Origin of the sequence: Rhodococcus sp. 1R11 (assembly GCF_004563845.1) — a bacterium.
Taxonomy (GTDB): Bacteria; Actinomycetota; Actinomycetes; order Mycobacteriales; family Mycobacteriaceae; genus Rhodococcoides.
Window position 1 is genome coordinate 26,887 of sequence record NZ_SPNG01000003.1, and the last position, 25,253, is coordinate 52,139.

Annotated in this window: 25 protein-coding genes; 5 read left to right on the forward strand and 20 right to left on the reverse strand. The window is 64.7% G+C overall.

The window, feature by feature from the left end; genetic code table 11:
- Positions 1-79: 79 nt before the first annotated feature.
- From E4P29_RS06075 to purL, 9 genes are all read right to left on the reverse strand, one after another.
- The gene (locus E4P29_RS06075; RefSeq protein ID WP_135042823.1) at positions 80-1,750 is read right to left on the reverse strand and encodes an ABC transporter ATP-binding protein; all 1,671 of its coding nucleotides are present in this window, start codon (positions 1,748-1,750) and stop codon (positions 80-82) included.
- The gene (locus E4P29_RS06080; protein WP_135042825.1) at positions 1,747-2,715 is read right to left on the reverse strand and encodes an ABC transporter permease; all 969 of its coding nucleotides are present in this window, start codon (positions 2,713-2,715) and stop codon (positions 1,747-1,749) included. The genes E4P29_RS06075 and E4P29_RS06080 overlap by 4 nt, the downstream gene beginning before the upstream one ends.
- Positions 2,715-3,710, reverse strand: coding sequence for an ABC transporter permease (locus E4P29_RS06085; protein WP_167735418.1), 996 nt, complete (start codon positions 3,708-3,710; stop codon positions 2,715-2,717). Before E4P29_RS06085 ends, E4P29_RS06080 begins: the two co-directional genes overlap by 1 nt.
- Before the next feature lie 96 nt (positions 3,711-3,806).
- Positions 3,807-5,450 carry an ABC transporter substrate-binding protein gene (locus E4P29_RS06090; RefSeq protein WP_167735419.1) on the reverse strand — a complete coding sequence of 548 codons (1,644 nt, stop codon included), beginning with the start codon at positions 5,448-5,450 and terminating at the stop codon, positions 3,807-3,809.
- A 139-nt stretch (positions 5,451-5,589) separates the two neighbouring features.
- Positions 5,590-7,152, reverse strand: a complete 1,563-nt coding sequence (purF, locus tag E4P29_RS06095) for an amidophosphoribosyltransferase (protein ID WP_135042831.1) — start codon at positions 7,150-7,152, stop codon at positions 5,590-5,592.
- A gap of 124 nt (positions 7,153-7,276) precedes the next feature.
- Complete coding sequence (locus tag E4P29_RS06100; protein WP_135042833.1) at positions 7,277-7,663, reverse strand: sterol carrier family protein; 387 nt, start codon at positions 7,661-7,663, stop codon at positions 7,277-7,279.
- Between the two features lie 6 nt (positions 7,664-7,669).
- On the reverse strand, positions 7,670-8,296 hold the full coding sequence (locus tag E4P29_RS06105) for a CPBP family intramembrane glutamic endopeptidase (protein ID WP_245154184.1): 627 nt from the start codon (positions 8,294-8,296) through the stop codon (positions 7,670-7,672).
- A complete protein-coding gene (locus E4P29_RS06110; protein WP_245154210.1) occupies positions 8,293-9,969 on the reverse strand; it encodes an alpha/beta hydrolase in 1,677 nt (558 codons plus the stop codon). The genes E4P29_RS06105 and E4P29_RS06110 overlap by 4 nt, the downstream gene beginning before the upstream one ends.
- Before the next feature lie 131 nt (positions 9,970-10,100).
- The gene (gene purL / locus E4P29_RS06115; RefSeq protein WP_032367486.1) at positions 10,101-12,392 is read right to left on the reverse strand and encodes a phosphoribosylformylglycinamidine synthase subunit PurL; all 2,292 of its coding nucleotides are present in this window, start codon (positions 12,390-12,392) and stop codon (positions 10,101-10,103) included.
- Positions 12,393-12,441: 49 nt separating this feature from the next.
- Between purL and E4P29_RS06120 the strand changes: the two genes are divergently transcribed.
- Positions 12,442-13,260, forward strand: coding sequence for a nucleoside phosphorylase (locus tag E4P29_RS06120; protein WP_245154185.1), 819 nt, complete (start codon positions 12,442-12,444; stop codon positions 13,258-13,260).
- A 165-nt stretch (positions 13,261-13,425) separates the two neighbouring features.
- Here E4P29_RS06120 and E4P29_RS06125 read toward each other — a convergent pair whose 3' ends face one another.
- Positions 13,426-14,730, reverse strand: coding sequence for a M18 family aminopeptidase (locus tag E4P29_RS06125; RefSeq protein ID WP_135042837.1), 1,305 nt, complete (start codon positions 14,728-14,730; stop codon positions 13,426-13,428).
- A gap of 55 nt (positions 14,731-14,785) precedes the next feature.
- On the opposite strand from E4P29_RS06125, the gene E4P29_RS06130 reads away from it, so the two are divergent.
- Positions 14,786-15,676 (forward strand): hypothetical protein, encoded by an 891-nt coding sequence (locus E4P29_RS06130; RefSeq protein ID WP_209205319.1) that lies wholly within the window; start codon positions 14,786-14,788, stop codon positions 15,674-15,676.
- A gap of 25 nt (positions 15,677-15,701) precedes the next feature.
- Here the strand turns inward: E4P29_RS06130 and E4P29_RS25880 are convergent, their stop codons facing one another.
- The 5 genes from E4P29_RS25880 to purS are packed head-to-tail and all read right to left on the reverse strand — an operon-like array spanning position 15,702 to position 17,492.
- Positions 15,702-15,863, reverse strand: coding sequence for a hypothetical protein (locus E4P29_RS25880; protein WP_167735396.1), 162 nt, complete (start codon positions 15,861-15,863; stop codon positions 15,702-15,704).
- Positions 15,860-16,189, reverse strand: a complete 330-nt coding sequence (locus E4P29_RS06135) for a hypothetical protein (protein WP_135042839.1) — start codon at positions 16,187-16,189, stop codon at positions 15,860-15,862. Before E4P29_RS06135 ends, E4P29_RS25880 begins: the two co-directional genes overlap by 4 nt.
- Before the next feature lie 7 nt (positions 16,190-16,196).
- Positions 16,197-16,547, reverse strand: coding sequence for a VOC family protein (locus tag E4P29_RS06140; protein ID WP_135042841.1), 351 nt, complete (start codon positions 16,545-16,547; stop codon positions 16,197-16,199).
- Between the two features lie 34 nt (positions 16,548-16,581).
- The gene (purQ, locus tag E4P29_RS06145) at positions 16,582-17,259 is read right to left on the reverse strand and encodes a phosphoribosylformylglycinamidine synthase subunit PurQ (protein WP_135042843.1); all 678 of its coding nucleotides are present in this window, start codon (positions 17,257-17,259) and stop codon (positions 16,582-16,584) included.
- Positions 17,256-17,492, reverse strand: a complete 237-nt coding sequence (gene purS / locus E4P29_RS06150; protein WP_032371340.1) for a phosphoribosylformylglycinamidine synthase subunit PurS — start codon at positions 17,490-17,492, stop codon at positions 17,256-17,258. Before purS ends, purQ begins: the two co-directional genes overlap by 4 nt.
- Positions 17,493-17,592: 100 nt before the next feature.
- On the opposite strand from purS, the gene E4P29_RS06155 reads away from it, so the two are divergent.
- Positions 17,593-18,231: an MBL fold metallo-hydrolase gene (locus tag E4P29_RS06155; RefSeq protein WP_135042845.1), complete on the forward strand. Its 639-nt coding sequence runs from the start codon at positions 17,593-17,595 to the stop codon at positions 18,229-18,231.
- On the opposite strand, the gene E4P29_RS06160 is transcribed toward E4P29_RS06155, so the two are convergent.
- The 5 genes from E4P29_RS06160 to E4P29_RS06180 form a co-directional block, all read right to left on the reverse strand.
- Positions 18,228-18,866 carry an LppP/LprE family lipoprotein gene (locus E4P29_RS06160; RefSeq protein ID WP_135042847.1) on the reverse strand — a complete coding sequence of 213 codons (639 nt, stop codon included), beginning with the start codon at positions 18,864-18,866 and terminating at the stop codon, positions 18,228-18,230. The two genes, E4P29_RS06155 and E4P29_RS06160, sit on opposite strands and share 4 nt — an antisense overlap.
- Positions 18,867-19,049: 183 nt before the next feature.
- Positions 19,050-19,853 (reverse strand): hydroxyethylthiazole kinase, encoded by an 804-nt coding sequence (thiM, locus tag E4P29_RS06165; RefSeq protein ID WP_135042849.1) that lies wholly within the window; start codon positions 19,851-19,853, stop codon positions 19,050-19,052.
- A 166-nt stretch (positions 19,854-20,019) separates the two neighbouring features.
- On the reverse strand, positions 20,020-20,721 hold the full coding sequence (locus E4P29_RS06170) for a DUF2334 domain-containing protein (protein ID WP_135042851.1): 702 nt from the start codon (positions 20,719-20,721) through the stop codon (positions 20,020-20,022).
- A gap of 55 nt (positions 20,722-20,776) precedes the next feature.
- Positions 20,777-21,283: a glutathione peroxidase gene (locus E4P29_RS06175; protein ID WP_032367552.1), complete on the reverse strand. Its 507-nt coding sequence runs from the start codon at positions 21,281-21,283 to the stop codon at positions 20,777-20,779.
- A gap of 134 nt (positions 21,284-21,417) precedes the next feature.
- The gene (locus tag E4P29_RS06180) at positions 21,418-22,818 is read right to left on the reverse strand and encodes a cation:dicarboxylase symporter family transporter (RefSeq protein ID WP_135042853.1); all 1,401 of its coding nucleotides are present in this window, start codon (positions 22,816-22,818) and stop codon (positions 21,418-21,420) included.
- Positions 22,819-23,051: 233 nt separating this feature from the next.
- Between E4P29_RS06180 and E4P29_RS06185 the strand changes: the two genes are divergently transcribed.
- Positions 23,052-24,545, forward strand: coding sequence for a sensor histidine kinase (locus E4P29_RS06185; protein ID WP_245154211.1), 1,494 nt, complete (start codon positions 23,052-23,054; stop codon positions 24,543-24,545).
- On the forward strand, positions 24,542-25,216 hold the full coding sequence (locus E4P29_RS06190; RefSeq protein WP_135042855.1) for a response regulator: 675 nt from the start codon (positions 24,542-24,544) through the stop codon (positions 25,214-25,216). Before E4P29_RS06185 ends, E4P29_RS06190 begins: the two co-directional genes overlap by 4 nt.
- The last annotated feature ends 37 nt before the right edge of the window (positions 25,217-25,253 follow it).

A 25,253-nucleotide genomic window follows, 5' to 3' on the forward strand; every position in this document is an offset into this window, starting at 1 on the left:
GTGTACTCGTTCATGTCAGCGCTCGTAGCGGCGCAGATAGCGCCCTAACGGTACCGGAGTGCCCGCTGGCGGGAAGAATTCACGTGTGCAGCCGCTTGCCCGGGATGGCGGCCAACAGCTTCTTCGTGTACTCCTCCTCCGGCGAGCGCAGAATCTTCCACGGCGTGCCCTGCTCCACGACACGGCCGCCCCGCAGCACCACCACCCGATGTGCGACGCGATCGACCACCGCCAGATCGTGGCTGATGAACAGGCAGGCGAAACCGAACTCCTGCTGCAGCGCCTCGAACAGGTCGAGCACGGCCGCCTGGACCGAGACGTCGAGTGCACTGGTCGGCTCGTCCGCGACCACCAGATCCGGTCCCAGCACCAGTGCCCGCGCCAGGCTGACGCGTTGCCGTTGCCCGCCGGACAGCTCGTGCGGGTACCGCTTGTCGGTGCCGGACGGTAGCTGCACGGCATCGAGCAGCTCGGTGGTCCTGGACGCGATCGCGTCCTTGGAGCCGTACTTGTGCACGATCATGGGCTCGGCGATACATTGCCCGACGGTCAACCGCGGATTCAGCGACGCCGACGGGTCCTGGAAGACGAAACCGAATCGCTTGCGCAAGGGCTTGAGCTTGCGCTCGCTCACTCCGGCGATGTTCTGCCCCATCACCGTCACGCTGCCGCTGGTCGGCTTCTGGAGCGCTGCAACGCACCTGCCGATCGTCGACTTACCGGAGCCGGATTCGCCCACCAGACCGAGGGTTTCGCCGCGGTGGATGGTCAGCGAGACGTCGTCGACCGCTCGGAATGCCGAGGAGCCGACCCCACCGGAGAACTGCACCACCAGCTGCGAGACGTCGAGTACCGGCTCGCCCGACGTGTCGACGGTCTTGTCCGACTCCACTGCAGCAAGGGTCGGCACGGCTGCCAGCAGCTTTTTGGTGTACTCGTCTTCGGGGGCGTCGAACAGCTGTGCCACCGGCGCTTCCTCGACGACGCGGCCGTTCTGCATGACGACGACGCGGTCCGCCAGATCGGACACGACGCCCATGCTGTGAGTGATCAGCACGATGGCGCACCCGAGCCGGTCTTTCAGATCGCGGAGCAGCTCGAGGATCTCGGCCTGCACCGTGACGTCGAGGGCGGTGGTCGGCTCGTCGGCGATGATGACTTTCGCCTCGCACGAGATGGCGATCGCGATCATGACGCGTTGCTTCTGGCCACCGGAGAGCTCGTGTGGGTAGTACGAGAAGCGCTGCTCGGGGTTGGGCAACCCCACCATCGTCAACAGCTCGATGGCCCGCGCCTTGGCATCTTTGCTATCCATCCGTTTACCGTCCGCACTTCGGGTCGTTCCGCCGGCTCCACTCCTGGCGCGGGTGTGCGCGCGCAGCGCCTCGACGATCTGGTATCCGATGGTGAACAGCGGATCGAGAGCACTACCCGGTTCCTGGAACACCATCGAGATCTTGTTGCCGCGCAACTGCGCCCACGCCTTGTTGCTGAGCGTCGTCACGTCCTGGCCGCCGAGCACCACGTGCCCTTCGACGCGTGCGGTGTCGGGCAGCAGCCCGATGGCGGATCGGACGCTGACGGATTTGCCCGAGCCGGACTCCCCCACCACGGCCAGTACCTCGCCGGGATACACCTCGAACGACACCTCGGTGACGGCGTCGACTTCGCCGGCATCGGTCGCAAACGTGACGGACAACGACTTCACCGACAGTGCGGACTCGCGTGGAGTCACAACGCTCGATGTCATACCTTCACCGCCTTCTTGAACTTCTTGCGGGTGCGCAGCAGCGGATTGAGTGTCTCGCTTGCACTTTCACCCACCATGGTCAAACCGAGTACGACCAGCACAATGCCGAGGCCCGGGAACACCGACGTCCACCAGATGCCGTTGGAGATGTCCGGTAGGGCCTTGTTGATGTCGTAGCCCCATTCCGACGCGGAGGTGGGTTCGATGCCGAACCCGAGGAACCCGAGTCCGGCCAGGGTCAGGATGGCCTCGGCCCCGTTGAGGGTGATGATGACCGGCAGTGTCTGCACCACGTTGGCGAGGATGTGCCGGAACAGAATTCGCGGTGTCCCGGCACCGGTGACCCGAGCGGCATCGACGTACGGTTCGGTCTTGACGGCCACCGTGGCGTTGCGGACCACACGGAAATACTGCGGAACGAAGATGGCCGTGATGGCGATTGCTGCGGACGCGATGCCACCGAAGCTCGACGACTGTCCACCCGCCACGACGATCGAGATGACCACCGCGAGAAGCAGAGACGGGAATGCGTACATCGCGTCCATGAACAATACGAGCACCCGGTCGAACCAGCGGCCGATGTAGCCCGAGGCCAGACCGAGGGGAACGCCGATGATCAGGGACAGCACCAACGACGAGGCGATGACCATCAATGCGGTTCTGGCACCGTAGATCACCCGCGAGAACACGTCCTCGCCGCGAACCGAGGTACCGAACCAATGGTCCGCGGACGGCGCGGCCTGGCGGGCGAAATCCGCTCCGGCGTCGCTGGTCTGCGAGAAACCGTACGGCGCGAGAATCGGCGCGAACAACGCCGCGATCACGAACCCCACCATCAGCGCCAACCCGACGACGAGCGTGACCCGCTGCAATCCCGAGGTGGACTTCACGAACGCGACGCCGGGAAACCCTCTGCGGTGCGGACGGGTGGGAGGGACGTCGGACAGCACGACTTCGGTGCTCATCAGAACCTCACTCTCGGGTCGATGAGGGCGACGATCGCGTCGGTGACGAAGCTGACGACAGCGACCACCACGGCCAGGAACGTCACGATGCCTTGCACGGCAACGAAATCGCGGGCCTGCAGATAGCGGGCGAGTTCGTAGCCCAGTCCTTGCCACTCGAAGGTCGTCTCGGTGAGTACGGCACCGCCGAGGAGGACGGCGATCTGCAGTCCGATGACGGTGACGATGGGAATCATGGCGTTGCGGAACGCATGTCGCCTCGTCACCGTGCCCTCACTCAACCCGCGCGCGCGGGCGGCATCGACGAACGGCGACTGCAACGTCTGAATCAGGTTGACCCGCACCAATCGCAGGAACACACCTGCCGTCAGCAGGCCGAGCGCAAGAGCGGGCAGAACTGCGTGTTCGAGCACGTCGACGGTGTAGCCCGTGTCGCCGTACAGGAACGAGTCGATGATCAGAATGTTCGTCTTCGGGGAGACGTTCTGCAGTGCCAGTTCCACATTGGTACTGGCCCGCCCGGCGACCGGCAGCCAGCCGAGCTTGACGGCGAACAGCAGCTTGAGCAGCATGCCGACGAAGAACACCGGGGCCGCGTACGCCAGGATCGCGAAGATTCGCAGCGACGCGTCACCGAACCGGTCGCGATGGGTGGCAGCGTAGAACCCGAGCGGGATGCCGACCGCGAACGCGACGAGCAGCGCCCAGAACGCCAATTCCAGTGTGGCAGCACCGTTGACGAGCAGGACGTCACTGATCGCGCGATTGTCGGTGGCGGAGCGGCCGAAGTCGCCGCGCAACAATCCGGTCAGGTACTCCCAGTACTGCGTCAGGATCGGCCGGTCGTATCCGGCCTCGGCCTTGCGCTGGGCGATCTGTTCGGCGGGCAGTCGACCACCGAGGGCGGCGGTGATCGGGTCACCGATCACGCGCATGAGAAAGAAGACGACGGTGACGAGAATCCAGGCAGTCGGGATGATCAGCAGAAACCTGATCCCGAGATAGCGGGCGAGCGCGCCGTATCGTGACGGCGCGCTCGCCTGCTGCGCTTTCTTCTCCCCTACCGGCGTCTGTGCGGTAGCGGGCACCGGTCAGCTCTTGGCGAGAGTGACGAAGCGGAACTTGAACGAGGCGTCGAGGGTCTCGTCCACACCGCTGATCTCATCGGTGGCGACGGCGATCTGCTTGCCCTCCAACAGCGGAAGGGTGGGCAGGTAGTTGGTCGCGAGCTCGGTCTGAATCTGTCCGATGATCTGCATCCGTGCGTTCTCGTCGGCCGTCGTGCGCTCGAGGTCGAGCAGTGACGTGATCTCCGGGTTCTCGAAATGCGACTGGAGGAAGTTGTCCGGTCCGAAGAACGGCGTCAGGTAATTGTCCGCATCGGGGTAGTCGGGGAACCAACCCAGCTGGTAGACCGGGTACGCGTCGGCGACACGTTCCTTGGTGTACGTGCTCCACTCGGTGGACTGCAGATTGACGTTGAACAAGCCCGTCGCGTCGAGCTGGCTCTTGATCGCGGCGTACTCCTCGCTCGAACTCGAGCCGTAGTGATCCGGGTTGTACTGCAGGTTGAGTTGGATCGGGGTGACGACGCCTGCAGCGGAGAGGAAGCCGGCAGCCTCGTCTTTGTTGGGGGTCTCACCGTAGACGTCGGAGAAGGCCTTGTTGGAACCTTCCAGACCGGTCGGCACCACGGAGTACAGCGGGGTGTACGTGCCCTTGTAGACACCGTCGGAGAGCGCCTGGCGATCGACCGAGGCCGCAATTGCCTTGCGCACGGCCAACTTCTGCTCGGGAGTGTTGCCGGGCATCGTGTTCATGTTGAAGACCATGTAGCGGGACTCGCCGCCGGGCCCTTCGTGCACCGTCAGGCCGTCGACGGCTCCCAGCGATTCGACGTCGGTCGGGGTCAGAGAGCGCCACGCGACGTCGATGGCCTTGTTCTGCACATCGAGCTTGAGGTTGTCCGAGCTGGTGTAGTACTTCACGTTGACCGACGACGTCTTCGGAGTTCCGAGAATGCCGTTGTAGTCACCGTTGGCCACGAAGCTGACGAGCGAGTTCTTGCCGTAGCTCGAGATGGAGTAGGGGCCGGCGAACGGCTTGCCGGCAACCACTGCGTCGTCGTCGAGCACCTTGTCGGCCGGGAACACCGTCTGGTCGACGATCGGGCCCGCTGGTGTCGCGAGGATCTGCGGGAACGTCTGGTCGTTGGCCGCTTTGAGAGTGAATTCGACCGTCTTCTCGTCCGGGGTCGCGATGCTGTCGAGATTGGTCAGCAGCGAGGCGGGCCCGTTCGGATCGTTGATCGCGACGATGCGGTCGAACGAGAACTTGACGCTCTCGCTCGTCAACGGATTGCCGTTGGCGAACTTCAGGTCGTCCTTCAGCGTGCACTTGTAGACGGTCGGCTCCGCGAAATCGCAGCTCTCGGCCGCATCGGGCTCGAGCTCGGAGCTACCGGGAGCGAAGTTCATCAGGAAGGGATACGTCTGGTTCATCACCATGAACGATCCGTTGTCGTACGAGCCGGCCGGGTCGAGCGAGGTGACCTGATCCGTGGTGCCGACCGTGATGGTCTCACCGCCGCCGCCGTCGCCGGATCCTCCGGCGTCGGTGCGTCCCGAGCCGCACGCTGCGGCGGTCAGTGCGAGTACCGACAGTGCGGCCACTGCGGCGGTCTTCTTGCCGTGCTTACGCACAGCCGTTCGTGATGCGGCGCTGTAGCGCTGCATGCGTCCGTCGTCGGGCGACAGGGTCATCTGAGCCTCTATCCAATCGGTGTGTCCTATGTAACTCGGGACAGTACCGATGGACTGTTTCCAATATGTGGCATTGAGAAAACCCTGCTGTTCCCTATCGGGAAACCCCAGGTCAAGGGCGACTGAGAGCGCTCACATTCGCGTCGTTGTCCACCGGTTGCCCAGCAGCCGACGCCAACAGACCCTCGAGCACGTGCTTGCCGAGTGCATTGTCCGCAGGCAGATCGATGGGGTACTTCCCGGTGAAACATGCTGCACACAAGCGCGATTCGGGCTGCTCCGACGCCGCGATCATGCCGTCGATGGAGATGTACCCGAGCGAGTCGGCACCGATGGCCTGCCGGACGCCCTCGAGGATGCCGTCCTCGGAATCGACGCCGTTGGCGATCAGCTCTGCGGGAGAAGCGAAGTCGATGCCGTAGAAGCAGGGCCACCGCACCGGCGGGGACGCGATACGTACGTGGATCTCGAGGGCACCGGCCTCGCGCAGCATTCTGATCAATGCCCGCTGCGTGTTGCCTCGAACGATCGAATCATCCACCACCACGAGCCTTTTGCCGCGAATGACCTCTTTGAGAGGGTTCAGCTTGAGCCGGATACCGAGCTGCCGAATGGTCTGCGACGGTTGAATGAACGTGCGACCCACGTATGCGTTCTTCATGAGCCCCTGGCCGTACGGGATTCCCGAGCCCTGAGCGAAGCCCACCGCTGCCGGAGTTCCGCTCTCGGGCACCGGAATGACCAGATCACCCTCGGCCGGATGCTCTTTCGCGAGGCGACGTCCGATTTCCACCCGCGTCGAGTGCACCGAGCGCCCGCCGATGACGCTGTCGGGCCGTGCGAGATACACGTACTCGAACACGCAGCCCTTGGGCTCGGGTGCAGCGAAACGCGAGGACCGAACGCCGTCGGCGTCGATCGCCAACAGTTCGCCGGGCTCGATGTCGCGGACGAAGGCCGCACCGACGATGTCGAGTGCTGCGGTCTCGCTGGCGACGACCCAACCGCGATCGAGGCGACCGAGGCACAGCGGCCGAACGCCGTGCGGATCACGCGCGGCGTAGAGGGTGTGCTCGTCCATGAACGTCAGGCAGAACGCGCCTTTGAGCAGCGGCAGCAATTCCATGGCCGCCTGCTCGATGGTGCAGTCGGCGGCCTTGTGCGCCAGGAGTGCCGTCACGACATCGGAATCCGACGTGCCGTTGCCCTGCAACCGATCGCTGATCAGGCCCTCATCGCGAGCCTTGGTGGCGAGTTCGGCGAAGTTCACCAGATTGCCGTTGTGCCCGAGTGCGATACCGGTACCGGCAGTGGTGGTACGGAAGATCGGCTGCGCGTTCTCCCACGTCACCGAACCGCTGGTGGAGTAGCGGCAGTGACCGATGGCCACATGCCCGGGCATCGCGCCGAGCGTCTGCTCGTCGAACACCTGACTGACCAGGCCGAGATCCTTGAACACGAGTACCTGGGAGCCGTCGGACACCGCGATGCCTGCGGCTTCCTGCCCACGGTGCTGCAGTGCGTAGAGGCCGTAGTACGAGAGCTTGGCCACGTCCTCGCCCGGTGCCCACACACCGAACACTCCACACTCTTCGCGCGGCTCGTTCTCCGGCTCGTCGATGGGTTTGCCTACCAGAAGATTCGGACTGTCGACCGACAAATCGGCGTTGGTCACAGGCATTGCTCCCTAGGGGGTCCGGGGCGGGGGGCCGTGCCCAGTCTACGGGCACACGGGCTGACACAACGCATCGTGTGTCCAGGAGATTCCCGACGGCCCAACGGCCGCTGAATTCCGACGGTCACGCGATGGTCAGCAACGGCAACCACCGACCCACTTCGGCGGCCCGGCTGCCGGACGCGTCGATCGAGCCGTCGCCGAGCGCCTCGGCGAAATCTCGGGTCCCGGTGGCCACCTGAAGCCAGGTCAGCGCATCGGTTTCCACGACGTTCGGCGGGGTTCCTCTGGTGTGCCTGGGCCCGACGATGCACTGCACCGCGACGAACGGCGGCACCCGCACCTCCACCGACGACCCCGGTGCGTTCTGACCGAGAGTCCTGGCCGTGGTGCGGACGGCGGCGGCGATCTGCGCGCGCGACGGCTTCTCGGCCTCGCCTCGGATCCAGTCCGCGACGGCCAGGACCGCCTCGCGAACCTCGGCGGGACCGACCTCCTTGTGCGGTGGCATCTCCGGTCAGCTCCTTTCGAGTTCGGTAGCCGCGAGATGCGCCAACACGGCACCGCTCGCATTGAGTGCGTAGTGCAGCGCAGCCGGAGCGAGCACACTGCCGCTGTGTGCCCGCAGCCACGAGAACACCACACCGGCGACGGTCGTCGTGGCGACGGTCCCGACCACGGAATCACCGGCGGCGCGGGCGGGACGAATGTGCCACAGTCCGAAGAAGATCGGCGACAGGGCAGGCGATGCGGCATCGAGCACACCGCGGAAGAGCAACTCCTCGGTCAGCACCGTCCCCACCGGAATTCGGAACAGCACCCATTCGACGAGATCGTCCTCGGACGGTCGGACGCGTCGACGCAGTGCGGGTACGGCGGCCACCACCGCAGACCCGAGAACGGGTATCGCTGCCGCCGCAGCGCCCCATTTCAGTCCGGATGCGGCGTTACGCAGGCCCAGCCGTTCGGCATTCGATCCCCACACCGCAGCCACTGCGACTGCGAACGACGCGTTGGCTACTGCCCGCCCACGGGCTCCGAGCCCGGCCGCAGGCAGCACGTACGTGCTCCACGCCGTTGTCACGAGTCCGGTCAGAATGGGTCGTTCCGCAGGCTCCACTCCGGTTGCCAGAGCGGTTCTCACTTCTCGGGACCGTCACGTCCGGCGAATTGCTCCATGACGCCGCGCACTCGTTCGGTGTCGCGATCGGTCCAGCCTTCGGGGGCGGCGACGGCCACCCAGCCGTCGAGCACGAGGGTTCCGTAGTTGTGCCCGTGGCCGTCGGGGACGCCTGCTGCGTTGGTGAGGTCGGCTGCCACCTGCCAGAACGTCACCACCGGGAACCAGCGCATGCTCGGCAATCGGTCCGGCCCCGGCGGCTCGGACAGCCAGTCCGGACGCTCGAACAGCAGGTCGGGTGACCACCAGACCACCGGATCCGACGCATGCTGGACGTACAGGATGCGAGGGTTGTACCAGGGCTGATCTTCCGGTGGAATACCCGAGGAATTGTCGGCGAAGCGAACCGTCAGGCCCTCGGAGTACACCGGCCGAACCTCGGGGCTACCCGGATCACGCCTGCTGACGAACTGACTCCAGATGCGGTTGTCGTTCGGCGGGCCCACCCACAGGACGCCGTCGGTGGTGGCGCGGATGTCCGCCAAACCGTCGAACGCGCCTTCACCGGACTTCGTCCCCAGACTTTCGCCGTAGACGTAGAACTTGGGACGGGTGGCCTCCGGCTCCTGCAGCCACCGGTCGTGCACCTTGTCGATCAGCGCCTTGCCTGCCTGAGCGGCCTTGTCGCCCTCGGCGATGAACGAGATCCAACTCGGCAGATACGAGTACTGGGAGGCGACGGTGGCGACATCGCCGTCGAACATCAGCTCCTCGGCTTCGACGGCGGTGGGGTTGACCCAGCCGGTGCCGGTGGTCGGCACGACGATGAGCGCTTTGCGCTGGAACGCGCCGGTGCGTTCGAGTTCGGCGACGACGATATCGAGTCGTTCGTCCTGAGTCTCAGCGGTTTCCAGCCCGGCGTAGGCCCGGATCGGTTCGAGGCTCGGACGTCCGGTGGCCCGTTCCATCTCGTCGGCTCGCAGGCCGCTGGCGACGAAGTTGCGACCCTCGAATCCGAGTGTGTCCCACGGAGCCAACGAATTCGGGCTACCCGACCTCTCGTCGACGACGGGTTGTTCTGTGCCCTCTCGCGTTTCGTTGTTCTGCAGACTGAACACCGAGTTGGTCACCTCGGAGACCGCACGCAGCAGCACACCCTGAACCAGGGCGACGACCAGAACCACGAGGACGATCACGCCGAGCGCGTTGGCCACTTCGCGTGGCATCTTGACGATGCGATTGATCTGACGGGCGAGCAATCGGACGACGTCGCGTAGCACCCGCGAGATCGAGATGAGCAGTGCGGCAATGGCAATGCTCAACGCCCCGGTGCGGAAGTACCCCGTCGTGGTGGTGCCCTCCGCGTCCATGAGCGCGGCGAGTTCACGCTGCCACTGCGCCGAGACCGCCAGCATGATCAACGACGCAGCGACGGCGACGACGAGTACGACCGCCTTGACTGCAAGTTCGACCTTGCGCGGCAATGGCCACCACGAGCGCGACGACAGCCACCATCGCGTCACCGCCCATCCCACGGCCACCCCGAAGGCGTACCCGATAGCCGAGTTGATGCCGCCGATGATGCCTTGGAACAGCCAACCGCGAGGGAGCAGCGACGGCGTCAGCGACCAGCAGAAGAACAACGCGCTGAACGCGATTCCGGTGAAGTCCAGACGCAGCAGGCCACACGACCACATGACGAACGGATGCTTTTCCGGCGTCGGAGCCGAGAACTCCACCGTCGGAAAGTGATACCGATGATGCTGGTCCTGCTCGAGTGTGGGCTCGGTCCCCCTCCGACGCTCCGATACCTGTCCCCCCACCTCGGTCAGCCGAAGAGTCTGGGAAGAGTGCTCTCGAAAGTCTCCCGCAGTTCCGTCATCGGCACGGAGAACTGTCCCTGGACCTCGATCGAATCCGAGCCCTCGTCGACGACGCCGACGCGCGCCCACGGAAGTCCGCGTGCGGTGCACATGCCGGTGAACCGGGTCTCCTCGGTGCGCGGCACAGCGACCAGTACTCGGCCGGAGGATTCGGAGAACAAGGTCACGAACGGATCTGCGCCCTCGGGAACGATGATGCGGCAACCGGTTTCGCCGGCCAAGGCTGCCTCGACGACGGCCTGCGCGAGACCACCCTCGGACAGGTCGTGTGCCGCCGAGACCAGGCCGTCGCGGGAGGATGCGAGCAGGATGTCTGCCAACAACTGCTCCCGAGCGAGATCGACCTTCGGCGGAACGCCGCCGAGGTGATCGTGCTCGACCTGCGCCCAGATGGACCCGTCGAACTCGTCGTGGGTCTCCCCCAGCAGGATGAGCGTCTCGCCGGGCTCGAGGCCGAGCCCCGTCGGGATGCGGCGATGGACGTCGTCGATGACGCCCAGTACTCCGACCACGGGGGTCGGCAGGATCGGCTCGGCACCGGTCTGGTTGTAGAAGCTGACGTTTCCGCCGGTGACCGGGATGCCGAGCGTGACACACCCGTCCGCCAAACCGCGCACGGCCTGCTGGAACTGCCACATGACACCCGGGTCCTCCGGCGAACCGAAGTTCAGGCAGTTGGTGACGGCCTTGGGGGTCGCACCGGTCACCGCGACGTTGCGGAACGCCTCGGCCAGAGCCAGCTGCGCGCCCTGGTACGGGTCGAGTGCGGTGTAGCGGCCCGACGCGTCGGTGGCCAAAGCGATTCCGCGACCGGTCTTCTCGTCGATGCGGATGACGCCTGCATCGGCGTTCTCGGCCAGCACGGTGTTGCCGCGGACGTAGCGGTCGTACTGCTCGGTGATGAATCGGCGACTGCACAGCTGCGGCGAGCCGATCATCTTCAGCAGAGTGGCCTTCAGCTCGTCCGCGGTTTCCGGACGCTTCAGCGACGCCGTGCTGTTGGCGATCAACGCATCCTGAGTGTCGGGACGCTGCACCGGACGGTTGTAGACCGGGCCTTCGTGCGCAACGGTTTTCGGCGGCACATCGACGACGGTATCGCCGTGCCAGGTGATCTGGAGATGCTCGCCGTCGGTGACCTCACCGATGACCGTGGCCAGGACGTCCCACTTCTTGCAGACGGCCATGAATGCGTCGACGTTCTCGGGGGTCACCACGGCGCACATGCGCTCCTGGGATTCGCTCGAGAGCACCTCGGCCGGAGTCATGCCGGTGGCGCGCATCGGCACCTTGTCGAGCTCGATGTGCATGCCACCACTGCCGGCGGACGCGAGTTCCGATGTGGCGCAGGACAACCCGGCACCACCGAGATCCTGGATACCGACGACGAGCTTGTTGGAGTACAGCTCGAGGCAGGCTTCGATGAGCACCTTCTCGGTGAACGGATCGCCCACCTGCACCGCGGGGAGCTTCTTGCGGCCCCCACCGGTCTCGTCCCCGTCGAAGGTCTCCGACGCGAGCACGGACACACCGCCGATGCCGTCGAGACCCGTTCGGGCACCGAACAGAATGATCTTGTTACCCAGGCCCGACGCGAACGCCAGGTGCATGTCCTCGACCCGCATGACGCCGGCACACAGGGCGTTGAGCAGAGGGTTACCGGCGTAGGAGGCGTCGAACACCGTTTCGCCGCCGATGTTGGGCAGGCCGAGGGAGTTTCCGTACCCACCGACGCCTGCGACGATGCCGCTCAGGACACGGCGCGTGTCGGGTGCATCGGCAGCACCGAAACGCAGCTGGTCCATGACGGCGATCGGGCGGGCACCCATGGCCATGATGTCGCGGACGATGCCGCCCACGCCCGTCGCCGCACCCTGGTAGGGCTCGACGTACGACGGGTGATTGTGGCTCTCGACCTTGAACGTGACGGCCCAGCCGTCGCCGACGTCGACGACGCCCGCGTTCTCACCGATACCGGCGAGCATCGGCTTGCGCATCTCGTCGGTGGTGGTCTCGCCGAAGTACTTCAGATGCACCTTGGAAGACTTGTACGAGCAGTGCTCGCTCCACATGACGGAGTACATCGCCAGTTCGGCATCCGTGGGCCGGCGGCCGAGGATTTCCTTGATGCGGACGTATTCGTCGTCCTTGAGTCCGAGTTCCTTGTACGGCTGCGCAACGTCGGGGGTGGCGACGGCGTTCGAGACAGTGTCTGTGGGTACAGAGCTAGCGGACACGAGGAATAGGTCCCTTCGATGGAGCGAAATGCCAGGGAGAGTCTATAAGGTGCCGCCGACATCTACGGCATCGGACGTATCGGCCTCGTGCGAACATCACCTGATGGACATTGCGCTGACCGAGGACGATCTGGACGAAACGGGCGTCATCGACCCGTCGATGGTGGCCAAGGGAGTCGACGTACCGCCCAAAGCCGTCGTGTGTTTCTTCGCCGAAGTGATCGAGAGCATCTGCGCGAAAGGCGACGCCCGAGTGGTGTCGGTCATGCGCTCCGAGCACGGCGAACACCCCGTCTACGAGATCGAACGAGGCGGACAGAAGCTCGCCGTCTTCCATCCGGGCGTCGGCGCACCACTGGCCGCACTGTTCCTCGAAGAGGCCATCGCCATGGGCTGCACGCAGTTCGTCGCCGTCGGCGGTGCCGGGGCGCTGTCCGACGACCTGGGCATGGGACACGTCATGGTGGTCGACAGCGCCATGCGCGACGAGGGGACCTCGTTCCACTACCTGCCACCCGGACGGGTGGTCGACGCCGATCCCGCAGGCGTCGCCGTACTGCAGTCGGTGCTGACCGATGCCGGAATCGACTTCGTCACCGGCCGCTCCTGGACGACGGATGCACTCTACCGCGAGACCCGCGGCCGAGTCTCGCGCCGCGTCGAGGAAGGCTGCCGAACGGTCGACATGGAAGCGTCGGCCTTCTGCGCCGTCGCCCGATTCCGTGGAGTCCGATTCGCGCAACTGCTCTACGCGGGCGACTCCCTGGCCGCCGACTGGGATCACCGCGGCTGGACCAAGGCAACGACGGTGCGCGAACAATTGTTCTGGCTCGCTGCCGACGCCTGCCTGCAACTCGATCCGCTCTAGGTCCTCGGGTCGCTGGTCGGGGTCGCTGGTCGGGGTCGCTGGTTCACCCCCCCGGATTTCGCAAACGCGCGCGCGTGTGCCGAACGCGAGCGAAATAGCCACGGAATAGGGCACGAATCCGCGCGCACCTGGCAAATGCGCGCGCGTTTGCCAATGGCCGACCGGCTACTGCACCGGAGCCAGGAATGCTGCCAGCGCGTCGGCGTATGCCTTCACGTCGCCGGCCCCCATCAATTCTCGGGACGAGTGCATGGCGAGTTGCGCTGCGCCGACGTCGACCGTCGACAAGCCGGTGCGCGACGCGGTGATCGGCCCGATGGTCGATCCGCACGGTAGATCGGCGCGATGGACGTAACGCTGCAACGGTACGTCGGCTTGCTCGCAGGCCAGTGCGAAGGCACCGGCACCGGCGGAATCGGTTGCGTAGCGCAGGTTTTGGTTGACCTTGAGTACCGGTCCGCCGCCGAGTTCGATGCGATGTGCAGGCTCGTGGCGATCCGGGTAGTTCGGGTGTGTCGCGTGCGCCATATCGCCTGAGGCGCAGATGGATCCGGCCATCGTGCGCAAAAATTCCTCACGGCCGCCGCCGCGCCCGAGCACGATGCGTTCGAGCACTGTGTTGAGCAGGTCCGAGAACGCGCCGCGGTCGGACATGCTGCCGACTTCCTCGTGGTCGAACAAAGCCAACACGGGAGTGACGTCGGTCGGATTCTCCACTGCCGCAAGCAAAGCCTGCGTTCCGGCGTAACAGGTGCCCTGATTGTCCAGACGCGGCGCACTGACCAACTCGGATTCGACGCCTACCACCGCGCTGGGTGCAAGGTCGTGTGTCATCAGTTCCCAGCCCAGCACCGAACCGGGATCGACGCCTTCTCGCTCGGCGACGTAGGAGACGAAGGACCATGGCGAATTACCCACTCCCCAAATGGCATTGACGTGTCGCTGCGGATCGAGCGTGACACCTTTACGGTCCTCGGACAGGTGAATCGCGAGCTGCGGAACGCGGAGGATCGGCTCGTCCACCTTCACGAGTACCTCGCGGGCGGTGTTGCCGTCACGCACGCTGAGCCGGCCGGAGATACCCAGGTCACGATCGAGCCAGGAGTTGAGCCAGGCACCGCCGTACGGCTCCAGGCCGACCATCTGCCAACCCGCCGATTCCAGATCGGGATGCTGCTTCACCCGGAGATTGGGGCTGTCGGTGTGTCCTCCGACGATGCGGAAGGGACCATCAGGAGTGGAGCCTGCGGAACGACCCGACTTGATGTGCTCGGTGCTCCAGGCAACGAGTGAGCCGCCGCGGATCAGGTAGTAGCGGCCCGCTTCCGTCGGCCAAGCATCGGTCTCGTCCAGACGCACGAACCCGGCGTCCTCGAGTTGCACCGATACCGTCCGACACACATGGAACGGGGACGGTGAGACGTCGACGAAGTTGCAGAGACCGGCAGCAGAGGCAGACATGGGAACCATTGTGTCAGCCGCCGCGTCGAACACCCCGAGAGCACACACCGACCGGGGGAGAAACATGAAGATCAAGCCGATGCCGAACCAACACGTCGCTCACGCAACCACACTCGCCATCGTGCGAATGAAAACGATCGAAGCATTTCGTACCCGCGGAGTGGTGGTGCACCGTGAGGATGCGACCACGCTCGGTGCGGAGTCGGGTGCACGCTTCCCGCTCGACAACGTGTTCGCCCGCTGCTCGGGTGCGCCCCGGTCGGTGTGGGACGGCATCATCGGCGGCCATGTCCAGGTCATGATCGAGGCGATGCGCGAGTCCGCTCCGGCGTTCATCGCAGGCCTGTCCGACGACGAGTTCCATTCGAAACTGCGTGAACGCGTCGTCGCGCCGTGCGTGTTGGAATCGGCGGGTTCGTACAGTTATTCGGTTCCCCTTCTAGCGGCACCCGATGCGCCGAGGCGGGTGTTGAATCTGTCGTCTCCGAATCGAGCTCTGACGTTGTCCGACAGTCACTTCGAGGGTCGCGACCTCGACGCTGCGTGGGCTGCGGGTCGGAAGAACACTGCGGCGATCGAGTTCGAGGGAGCACAGTTGCTCGAACGCGAGGGGGTCTGCATCGAGGTGCTCGACGGCGATTCGATCTATCTTGCGTCGAAGATCGCCGATATGCCCACGTTGATTTCGTCGCATCTGGGCGAATGCCTGTACGGCGTACTCTTCGCCGTCCCCAACGCGTACGAATTCGCCTTTCACCGGCCCCGCGACGCCGCCGACGCAGTCGCGGCAGCCACCGCACTCGCCGAGCTGGCCGACGTGTTCTCTCGCGATACACCGAGCCCACTGTCGCGCTCGGTGTTCTTCTGGCGAGACGGCGAGTACTGCGATGTGACGCACGGGCCTACGGGTAGTTTCACCTCAGCTTTGACCGAACTACGCGCACGCGCGGCCTGACCGAGATCACGTGCCGACAGACCCGCTATTCAGGCGGCGGGGTGGTCGGTCGTCCCGCTGCAGCGTCGCGAATCCAGTCGGGGACGGGTTGATGATCGCGTTCGGCCATGGTGATGTACGCGCGGGCAGCGGCAGCGGCGACCTTTGGACGTGGTGCTTTGATGTTGCGTTCGTCGGTGGTGGTCATCGCGGGTCCTCCTGCTCGCTCTCGCCGTGAGTGTCCTCGGTTTCGCGCGGTTGCGCCAGTGCGCGACGTGCAGATCGGCCCGCAACGGCCAGCGGCACCTTGCGTTCGGTGCTGGTGATGAGCGGGGTGTCGGTGACCGTCGCAAAGACTTCCCAGCCGAGTTCCGCTTCGTCATCACTGTCACTGACGGTGTGGTCGAGGCACCAGGCGATCCGCTGCCAGGCCTGGGCCCGTTTGTCGGCAACGGTGCGCTGACGAATGGTGAGAGCGACTCCGACGACGGCGAGGACTCCCACGACGAGGGTCACCCATGCTTGGGCAGGCATCCCACGCTCAGTGCGACCCGGACACGCAGAACGAGTTGCCGTCGGGATCGGTCAGCGTCACCCAGCGAAAGTCACCCATGGTGTGCTGCTGGATCTCGGTCGCACCCGACTCGATCAGCCGAGAGACCTCGTCGTCGAGGTTCTCGGTCGTCATGTCGAGGTGGACGCGATTCTTACCCGGCGTCGGGTCGCCGACCTTCTGGAAGGCCAGTCGATACGGGGCCGAAGCAAGTGCAACGACGTAGAACCAGCCGTCGTTCTCCTCGACGATCGATCCGTCGACCTGCGAGGCCCACCAGCGAGCGAGCGGGCCCGGGTCCGTGGAATCGAACGTGATCATGCCCAGTGTCAGCGTCATGGCGGAAGATTAGACCCACCCACCGACACGAAAATCAGGCGTTGACGATTGCGTCCAATGCCGAGTAGAAGATGCCGAGCCCGTCGTCGCTCGGACCGGTCAACGGCTCGGTGGCGTGCTCGGGGTGGGGCATCAGGCCGACGATCCGACCGTTCGCCGACGAGATTCCGGCAATACCGCGCTGCGACCCGTTGGGGTTGCTCCCGCTGTAGCGGAACACGACGCGGCCTTCACCTTCGAGCTCGTCGAGCACGCTCTGCGATGCCTGGAATCGGCCCTCGGCGTTCTTGACCGGAATCAATATCTCGGCATCCTGCTCGTATCGGGACGACCATGCCGTGCCGGCATTCTCGACCTTCAACCACTGGTCGCGGCACACGAAATGCAGGCCCTCGTTGCGCGTCAACGCACCGGGAAGCAGTCCGACCTCGCACAACACCTGAAAACCGTTGCAGATACCCAGGATCGGCGTCCCGCCCTCTGCCGCCTTGACGACGGACTCCATCACGGGAGCGAAGCGGGCAATCGCACCGGCCCGCAGATAGTCGCCGTACGAGAATCCGCCGGGGACGACGATGGCGTCGACGTTCTTCAGATCGGCGTCGGCATGCCACAGGCTGACGGCCTCGCCGCCGGCGAGAGTCACGGCGCGGGATGCGTCGACGTCGTCGAGAGTTCCGGGGAAGGTGATGACTCCTACGCGGGCGCTCATGAGATGCGGGTCACTTTCCAGTCCTCGATCACCGTGTTGGCGAGGAGTGATTCGGCGATCTTCTCGAGTTCTGCGTCGTCGACGGAATCGTCGATCTCCAGCTCGAAGCGCTTGCCCTGACGAACGTCGGACACACCGGAGATTCCCAGCCGGCCCAGCGCACCTGCGATGGCCTGACCCTGCGGATCGAGAATCTCGGCCTTGGGCATGACATCGACTACGACTCGGGCCACGAAAGCGCTCCTTGAAATACGTACAGCAAGACAGTTACCGGCAGGTGGGAGTCTACGCAGCCCTGGCCAGCGGAGCGAAACCGCGCTTACTGTGGAGTGCATGCAGCTGACACACTTCGGACATTCCTGCGTTCTGGTCGAACTCAACGGCACCACGGTGTTGTTCGATCCCGGCACGTTCTCTCATGGATTCGAGGGAATCACCGGGCTCGACGCCATCCTGGTCACTCACCAGCACCCCGATCATGTCGATCTGCAGCGCCTTCCCGCGCTTCTCGACGCCAATCCCCGCGCCGAGCTGCATGCCGATCCCATGACGGCAGGCCAGCTCGGAGGGAAATGGATCGCGGCTCCGGCTGGTAAGGACTTCTCCGTGGGCGGCATCACCGTCACCGGAGTCGGCGGCACGCACGCCGTCATCCATCCGGAACTGCCGGACATCGACAACACCGGTTACCTTCTCGGCACTCCCGAGAACCCGGGGCAACTGTTCCATCCGGGTGACTCGTTGTTCGTTCCCGAGCAACAGGTCGAGGTACTGGCACTGCCCGCGGCAGCACCGTGGTCGAAGCTGTCCGAGACGGTCGAGTTCCTGCGAGCGGTGGCACCGAGAATGGCGTTCCCCATTCACCAGGCCGTCGTAGCGGAACAGGCGAGGGGCATCTACTACGGCCGTTTCAAGGACATGTCCGACTCCGAAATCCGCGAACTTCCCGAGGAATCGTCCGTGTCGATCTAGCCGGTGACCTCAGGCGGGAGGGTGCCGATCATGGTCACTTGCGTTCCGTCCCACTGGTAGTCGATCGTGGCGGGTCCGCCGGTCGGGTTCGCATTCGCGTCACCGGCGAGTGGCCAGCGGTAGTTCACTGTGATCGTGTCGGCGGACTGGGCCGCGACCGACGTGAACCCGTACGGCTCGAGCGTCGCGGTGCCGAGGTACTCGGCGTCGTGAAAGAAGAGCAGATGTGTCGGCGAGCTCACCGTTGCCCCGGACGGGAGCGCTTCGACCCAGGTGAACGACGCACAGGGATCGCCCATGTCGGTGGCGACCCACGGTGAATCTGCGAACACGAGCGGCAGCGAGTCCACCGCCTGCGGTACCGGCCCCCGCGTCAGATCCAGGCACAGCGGCTCGGCTTCCGACGGACCCATGGGAACCAGGTCGCTGGCCTCCTCGGGTGGCGTTCGCTGCGGCTGCGCTCCCTCGGTGACGGTGGCCGGGTCGGGCGTCACCGGGACCGAGCTTGCCTGGGTGGTTTCCTGGGTGGTTGGCGGAACGGCCGAGGACGGTGCTGCCGACGGCGTTCCCTGCTCCGTTCCGCCACAGGCGACAAGGGCTGTTGCACTGACTACGAGAAGTAGAAGTCGTTTCATGAAGACCACCTGGTTCGATTTGCCCGACGCCAGGTATGTCCACTCGCAAACGCGTTCCGTTACATCACATTTCGATCAAGGGGCCCAGAACCCTGCCGGCGCAGGCAACTTTTGCTCCACTGCCCGCCCGGTCCGCAGTATTTCAGCGGAAGCCGTCACAGAGTGGAGCGCCAGTTGCACTCGTCAGTCGAGCCGAACCAATTCCCGCAGTGCCGACTCGTCCACCGCGTCGAGTCCGTCCAAGAATGCAGCAGCGAAGGTACCCGGACGCGACGTCGAGCGAGCCGCAATCTCCGCCGCGACCGCCACGTGCGCGTGCGCGGCGGCGGCACCGATCAACGCAGACGGAGAAACGGAACAGTACGCAGCCGTCAGCGCACCCAATGCGCATCCGGTGGCCGTAACTCGTTGCAGCAGTGCGCTTCCACCGCCGATCTTCACCGTCGATCCTTGTGCGAAGATGTGGTCGACCTCCCCCGAGGCCGCTACGACCTCGGCACGGTCGAGGAGAGAACGAGCCGCGTCAACGGAATCTGCCACGTGCACAGACGAATCCACGCCTCTCGATCCACCCTCGGCACCCGCGAGCCCCATCACCTCGGAAGCATTTGCGCGAATCACGCTGGGCCGGTTGGCAAGTAGTTCCACCGCGACCTGGGTTCGCCACGGCAGCCCGCCCGCTCCCACCGGATCGAGTACCCACGGCTTCCCCGCGGCTCGCGCGGCAGCCGATGCCAAACGAGAACTTTCCACCTGCGCGGCCGTCGGAGTTCCGAGATTGACCAGCACCGCGTCGGCGATCTCGGCGAAGCCGGCCGCTTCCTCCGGATTGTCGACCATCGCTGGGGCCGCACCTGCCGCGAGCAGGGCATTGGCGACGAATTGCACGGAAACGGTGTTCGTCAGACACTGCACCAGCGGATTGCGATCACGCAGCAGTCGACGCGCGGCAACGATGTCGTCCAGGGTCACACTCGAGGCATTCATCGCAACCCAGTCTACGACCGCTGCCACCCCGTTCGCGTCAATGCACCACCCCACCCCCTTCGGATCAATGCGCCTTTCTTGCAATCTGAGTGACTGAAAGCCACATTGATCCCAATTGGAGGTACAGAGCAAGCCGGGGGCGGGGCGGGGGTGAGGCAGCGAGGAGTCAGGCCACGCGGGCTTTGGTGCGCGGGATCCATTCGTAGACTCCGGCTGCGGCATCGTGGTGCAGGGAGAGGTCGATGGCATCGAGGATTGCCTGTCGCGGCGCGGGGCGTCCGAGTTGTTTGGCGCTGATGGCCAGGCGAACCACTCCCCCGCGTCGGGCGGTGCGGCCGGCCCCGAGCACGAGTGCTTTGAACCACCAGGGTTCGGCTTTGAAGCCTTCGCCGATTCCCCAGACCCGGGCGCGGATGGTGCCGTCGCGGTCGAGGTCGTGAATACCGTTGAGCGAGGCAATCATTCGGAATCCTGCATCCGGGAGCGCCTCGACGGCTCCGGGTGAGGCGATCCAGCGCGGAGCGGCGAACACTCGGGTACGCAGGCCGGTCTGTTCCATCACGCGGTCGGCTGCCATCAGGCGCAGACGGGCTTCGTGACGCGGCAGTGCGGAGAACTCGGACCGTCGACGCTTCGTTGCGGCCTGGTCGTAGCCGTGCAGAACGATGGCGTCGCCGCCGTCGCGTCGCGTCCGCAGCCATTCCTGGGTGGGCACGTCCGCAGCGAGACGGTATTTGTCTTTCAGCCGGGGTGCGACGAGGAGAGAGAGCGGGACGCCACGTCCGTCGAGGATCTGCGCGAATTCGGCGGCGTGCTCGTAGGTGTCGTTCTTGATTCCGCTCACCGACACGATCAGGCGTCCAGACATGACTCGAGCCTCGCACACCAGCGTGAACGAGGCTCGACGTCGATGCAGACAGAAGCTAAACGGCGATCGTTTCCTTCGGCAGGATCTTGTCGATCGCGGCGAGCACCTCGGGTGCGTCCGGCTCGGTGCGCGGGCGGAAACGGTTGGTGACGACGCCATCCGGGGAGATCAGGAACTTCTCGAAGTTCCACTGAACGTCTCCGGCGGTGCCGTCGGCGTCCTCGGTCTTGGTCAGTTCGGCGTAGAGCGGGTGCCGGTTGTCACCGTTGACGTCGACCTTCTCGGTCATCGCGAACGTGACGCCGTACGTGGTGGAGCAGAAAGTTTCGATTTCTTCGGCGGTGCCGGGCTCTTGGCCACCGAACTGGTTACACGGCACCCCGACGACCGACAGGCCACTGGCGGAGTACTCGTTGGCGAGCTTCTCCAGCTTTTCGTACTGCGGAGTCAGTCCGCACTTGGACGCGACATTGACCACGAGGACGGCCCGTCCGGCGTACTCGTCGAGCGAGGTGGGCGCACCACCCAGCGTGTTGATGCCGATGTTCTGAACTTCAGTCATCACCCGAACTTACCTGTGAGTACCGACAGAATGGAACCGACGCACACAAGCAAGTACGGCCCCGCTGGTGGCAGGGCCGTACTTGCGTTTTTCCGAACCGGGCGACGGGGGGATGCGCGTCGCCCGGCAGGTTCTTATGCCTTGGCGGCGTTCTTCTCGATGATGACCTGCTTGTCGGCGGGTCGCTCGTCCTCGGGGAGGTGGTCGTCGACCATGGTCTCCTCGTCGAACGGCAGGTTGCCGTCGAGCACCGTGTTGACCCGATCCTTATCGATCGTCTTGGTCCAGGTGCCGACCAGCAGGGTCGCGACGGCGTTACCGGAGAAGTTGGTGACGGCGCGAGCCTCGGACATGAACCGGTCGATTCCGACGATGAGCTGCACACCGTCGAGCAGTTCCGGGCGGTGGCTCGACAGGCCGCCGGCGAGCGTCGCCAGGCCTGCTCCGGACACTCCGGCTGCGCCCTTGGAGGCGATGATCATGAACAGCAGCAGCGAGAACTGCTCCCCGATGGAGAGCGGCAGGTTCATGGCGTCGGCGATGAAGATCGAGGCCATCGTCAGGTAGATCGCGGTGCCGTCGAGGTTGAACGAGTAGCCGGTCGGAACAACGATGCCGACGGTGGTGCGCTCGACGCCGACGTGCTCCATCTTGGCGATCAGACGCGGCAGGGCCGATTCGGAGGACGACGTGGCGACGATGAGCAGGTATTCACGAGCCAAGTACTTGACCAGCTTGAAGATCGAGAATCCGGAGACGAACTTGAGGATCAGGCCGAGGAAGAAGAAGACGAAGATGAAGCAGGTGATGTAGAAGGCGAGCATCAAGGTGCCGAGCTGGATGACGGCGTCGAAACCGGTCTTGCCGACGACACCGGCGATGGCACCGAAAGCACCGATCGGGGCGAGCCACAGGATCATCGTCAGGATGCGGAAGACGAGCTTCTGAACTGCACCGATGCCCTTGAGGATGCCTTCGCCCTGCTTGCCCATCGCCTGCAGTGCGAAGCCGACCAAGATGGCGACGAAGAGCGTCTGCAGAACAGAACCGGCCGTCAGCGACGAGAGCAGCGACGTGGGGATGATTCCGGCGATGAAGTCCATCGTCCCGCCGGCCTCGTGGGCGGTGTCGGCGAGCTTGAGACCGGCGTCGTTGGGCGAGATGTTCAGGCCGTCACCTGGCTTGATCAGGTTGCCGACGACCATGCCGATACCGAGGGCAATAGTCGACATGCCGATGAAGTAAGCGAGCGCCAGGCCGCCGACTCGGCCGACACTGGCTGCGGCGCGCACCGATCCGATGCCGAGGACGATGGTGCAGAAGATGACCGGGCTGATCATCATCTTGATCAGGCTGACGAAGAGCGTGCCGAGGATCGACAGGTCGGAGGCGAAGTCCTTCCACACGAGTCCGACGATGATGCCGGCGATGACGGCGATGATCACGGCAATGTAGAGCCAGTGCGTTCTGTCGCGCTTCTTCTTCGGCTCGGACGACGGATTGTCGTTCCGCTCAGCGTCGGTGCTGATAGTCATGGACGTTCCTTAGTGTTCCGGTGGTGCGTGAATGTGGCTGGTGGCTTCGTGATCGCCGGAGTGGAGTGAGGTGGGTCACCCCTGCTGAGAGATGATGTTGCTGCACGCAGTGACTGGAGTCACCTATACGTTCATTCTGTTCACATCGATGTTTCTTGTCTGAAAGGAATGTGTTGTCCTCGAAGCGGCCGCTGAGCGTGGCGGGCCAGGTATTGGTCCTGCAACTGGTCGTCATGGCCGTCGTCGTTCTCGCCGGCGGGATCCTGACGATCCTCAATGAGAGGTCCAACAGCGACGACGCCACCCGACGTGAAGTGACGGCGATCGCGGTGAGTATCGCCAACGAACCGTCGACGCCGCTGGCCATCCAATCCGACGACCCGACGTCTCGTCTGCAACCGGAAACCGAGAAGATCAGGCAGGTCACCGGGGTCGACTTCATCGTCGTCATGGCTCCCGATCGCACCCGCTTCACGCACACCACCGTCGACCTGATCGGTAAACCGTTCAGCGGCAACATCGATCGTGCACTGCTCGGCGAGACGTTCACCGAGACGTACGTGGGCTCTCTCGGCCCGTCGATCAGGGCGGTCACCCCGGTCACCGATACCGACGGCGAGATCGTCGGCCTCGTGTCCGCTGGAGTCACCCGGCAGAAGATCAGTGACCAGTTCTTACAAGGCCTGCCGTTGATACTCGCCGTCGTGCTCGCGGCCTTCGTCGTGGCCGCGGCCGGTTCGACGCTGCTCAGCCGCCGGCTCCGGCGTCAGACATTGGGAATGGCACCGGCCGAATTGCGGACGATGTACGAGCATCACGACGCCGTTCTGCATTCCATCGGCGAGGGTCTGTTGGTGTTCGGACGCGGCGACGAGGCGGAGTTGGTCAACGACGAGGCCCGACGCCTTCTCGACCTACCGGACGGGCCGGTGTCGATGACGTCGTTGCCGGAGTCGATGCAACAGATGGACACCGGAATCGTCCGCGGTGAACTGCATCTGACGAAGGATCGCGTGCTGGTCGTCAACCAGGATCCGGTCATGTGGGAGGGCAAACGCCTGGGTAATGTCCTGACGATTCGCGATCAGACCGAGCTGCGTTCGTTGATGGGCGAATTGGATTCGGTGCGCAGTTTCGCGGAGTCGCTGCGTTCGCAGGCGCACGAGGCGGCGAATCGGTTGCACACGGTCATCACGATGGTCGAGCTCGGTCGGCCCGAAGAAGCCGTCGAATTCGCGACGGCCGATCTCGAACTCTCGCAGACTCTCATCGACCGGTTGATGAACGCGGTCGGCGAGCCTGCGCTCGCGGCGCTGTTGCTCGGCAAGGTCAGCCAGGCTGCCGAACAGGGCGTCGAGCTGACGATCACCGACGACACGGCGATGGAGCACGAAGGGGTTCTGACTGCTCGCGAATTGGTGACGCTGGTGGGCAATCTGATAGACAATGCGATCGATGCCTCGAAAGAATCCGACCAGCCGTGGGTCGAAGTGACGGTTCGCGACGCCGACGGTGAACTCGTCGTCCGAGTGGCCGACAGCGGTCCCGGCATGCCACCGGAAACTCTGAAAGCTGCTCTCCGGCGCGGATACTCGACCAAATCCGGATCTCGCGGACTCGGCCTCGCGTTGGTGACGCAGGTGATCACGCGGCACGGTGGCACGTTGACCTCGGAAGTGACATACGGGTCGGTGTTGGTTGGGACCATCCCGGGAGCGACGTCTTGATCCGCGTACTGATCGTCGACGACGAACCGCTCATCGCCGAGGCCCACAAGACGTACGTCGAGCGCACCCAGGGCTTCGAGGTTGCCGGGGTGGCGCACACAGGCGCTGCTGCCATGCGATTCGCCAGTACCGAATCCGTCGATCTGGTGCTGCTCGACATCGGGCTGCCCGACGCCAGTGGCATCGACGTGGCCGCGGCCCTCGGCGGCCTGCGTCCGAGCCCCGACGTCATTGCCATTACCTCCGAACGTGATCTGTCGGTAGTGCGTTCGGCCGTGGCCCACGGCATCGTGCTGTATCTGCTCAAGCCGTTCACGTTCGCTGCGTTTCGAGACAAGCTCGAGCGCTACCGCGAATTCCACGATGCATTACCCGCCGGTGAGAACGCGTCGAGTCAACGAGACATCGACCGTGCGATGGCACATCTGCGCACGGCCGACGAACGCGTCTCTACCCCCAAAGGCATTGCCCCACAGACGATGGACGGCATCACCGCCAGCGTCAAGCAATCCGTCGACGGGCTCAACGCCTCCGAGGCCGCGAAGGTCGTCGGAGTGTCCCGGGTGACGGCCTGGCGCTACCTCGAACGACTGGCCGACGACGGCCTGGTCACCCGGCACACCGAATACGGCAAAGCCGGGCGACCGCAGGTCCGCTATGTGTGGCGTTAGAGCGGCTCCGCCGCATGTGAGTGGAAATTCGTAGCAG

What these genes read in the sequence shown, in the direction of transcription:
- E4P29_RS06075 (WP_135042823.1), bottom strand. Translation starts at nt 1,750, where the DNA reads ATGACATCGAGCGTTGTGACTCCACGCGAGTCCGCACTGTCGGTGAAG.
- E4P29_RS06080 (WP_135042825.1), bottom strand. Translation starts at nt 2,715, where the DNA reads ATGAGCACCGAAGTCGTGCTGTCCGACGTCCCTCCCACCCGTCCGCAC.
- E4P29_RS06090 (WP_167735419.1), bottom strand. Translation starts at nt 5,450, where the DNA reads ATGCAGCGCTACAGCGCCGCATCACGAACGGCTGTGCGTAAGCACGGC.
- E4P29_RS06100 (WP_135042833.1), bottom strand. Translation starts at nt 7,663, where the DNA reads ATGCCACCGCACAAGGAGGTCGGTCCCGCCGAGGTTCGCGAGGCGGTC.
- E4P29_RS06110 (WP_245154210.1), bottom strand. Translation starts at nt 9,969, where the DNA reads ATGTGGTCGTGTGGCCTGCTGCGTCTGGACTTCACCGGAATCGCGTTC.
- E4P29_RS06125 (WP_135042837.1), bottom strand. Translation starts at nt 14,730, where the DNA reads ATGGTTCCCATGTCTGCCTCTGCTGCCGGTCTCTGCAACTTCGTCGAC.
- E4P29_RS06130 (WP_209205319.1), top strand. Translation starts at nt 14,786, where the DNA reads ATGAAGATCAAGCCGATGCCGAACCAACACGTCGCTCACGCAACCACA.
- E4P29_RS25880 (WP_167735396.1), bottom strand. Translation starts at nt 15,863, where the DNA reads ATGACCACCACCGACGAACGCAACATCAAAGCACCACGTCCAAAGGTC.
- E4P29_RS06135 (WP_135042839.1), bottom strand. Translation starts at nt 16,189, where the DNA reads ATGCCTGCCCAAGCATGGGTGACCCTCGTCGTGGGAGTCCTCGCCGTC.
- E4P29_RS06140 (WP_135042841.1), bottom strand. Translation starts at nt 16,547, where the DNA reads ATGACGCTGACACTGGGCATGATCACGTTCGATTCCACGGACCCGGGC.
- purQ (WP_135042843.1), bottom strand. Translation starts at nt 17,259, where the DNA reads ATGAGCGCCCGCGTAGGAGTCATCACCTTCCCCGGAACTCTCGACGAC.
- E4P29_RS06155 (WP_135042845.1), top strand. Translation starts at nt 17,593, where the DNA reads ATGCAGCTGACACACTTCGGACATTCCTGCGTTCTGGTCGAACTCAAC.
- E4P29_RS06160 (WP_135042847.1), bottom strand. Translation starts at nt 18,866, where the DNA reads ATGAAACGACTTCTACTTCTCGTAGTCAGTGCAACAGCCCTTGTCGCC.
- thiM (WP_135042849.1), bottom strand. Translation starts at nt 19,853, where the DNA reads ATGAATGCCTCGAGTGTGACCCTGGACGACATCGTTGCCGCGCGTCGA.
- E4P29_RS06170 (WP_135042851.1), bottom strand. Translation starts at nt 20,721, where the DNA reads ATGTCTGGACGCCTGATCGTGTCGGTGAGCGGAATCAAGAACGACACC.
- E4P29_RS06175 (WP_032367552.1), bottom strand. Translation starts at nt 21,283, where the DNA reads ATGACTGAAGTTCAGAACATCGGCATCAACACGCTGGGTGGTGCGCCC.
- E4P29_RS06180 (WP_135042853.1), bottom strand. Translation starts at nt 22,818, where the DNA reads ATGACTATCAGCACCGACGCTGAGCGGAACGACAATCCGTCGTCCGAG.
- E4P29_RS06185 (WP_245154211.1), top strand. Translation starts at nt 23,052, where the DNA reads ATGGCCGTCGTCGTTCTCGCCGGCGGGATCCTGACGATCCTCAATGAG.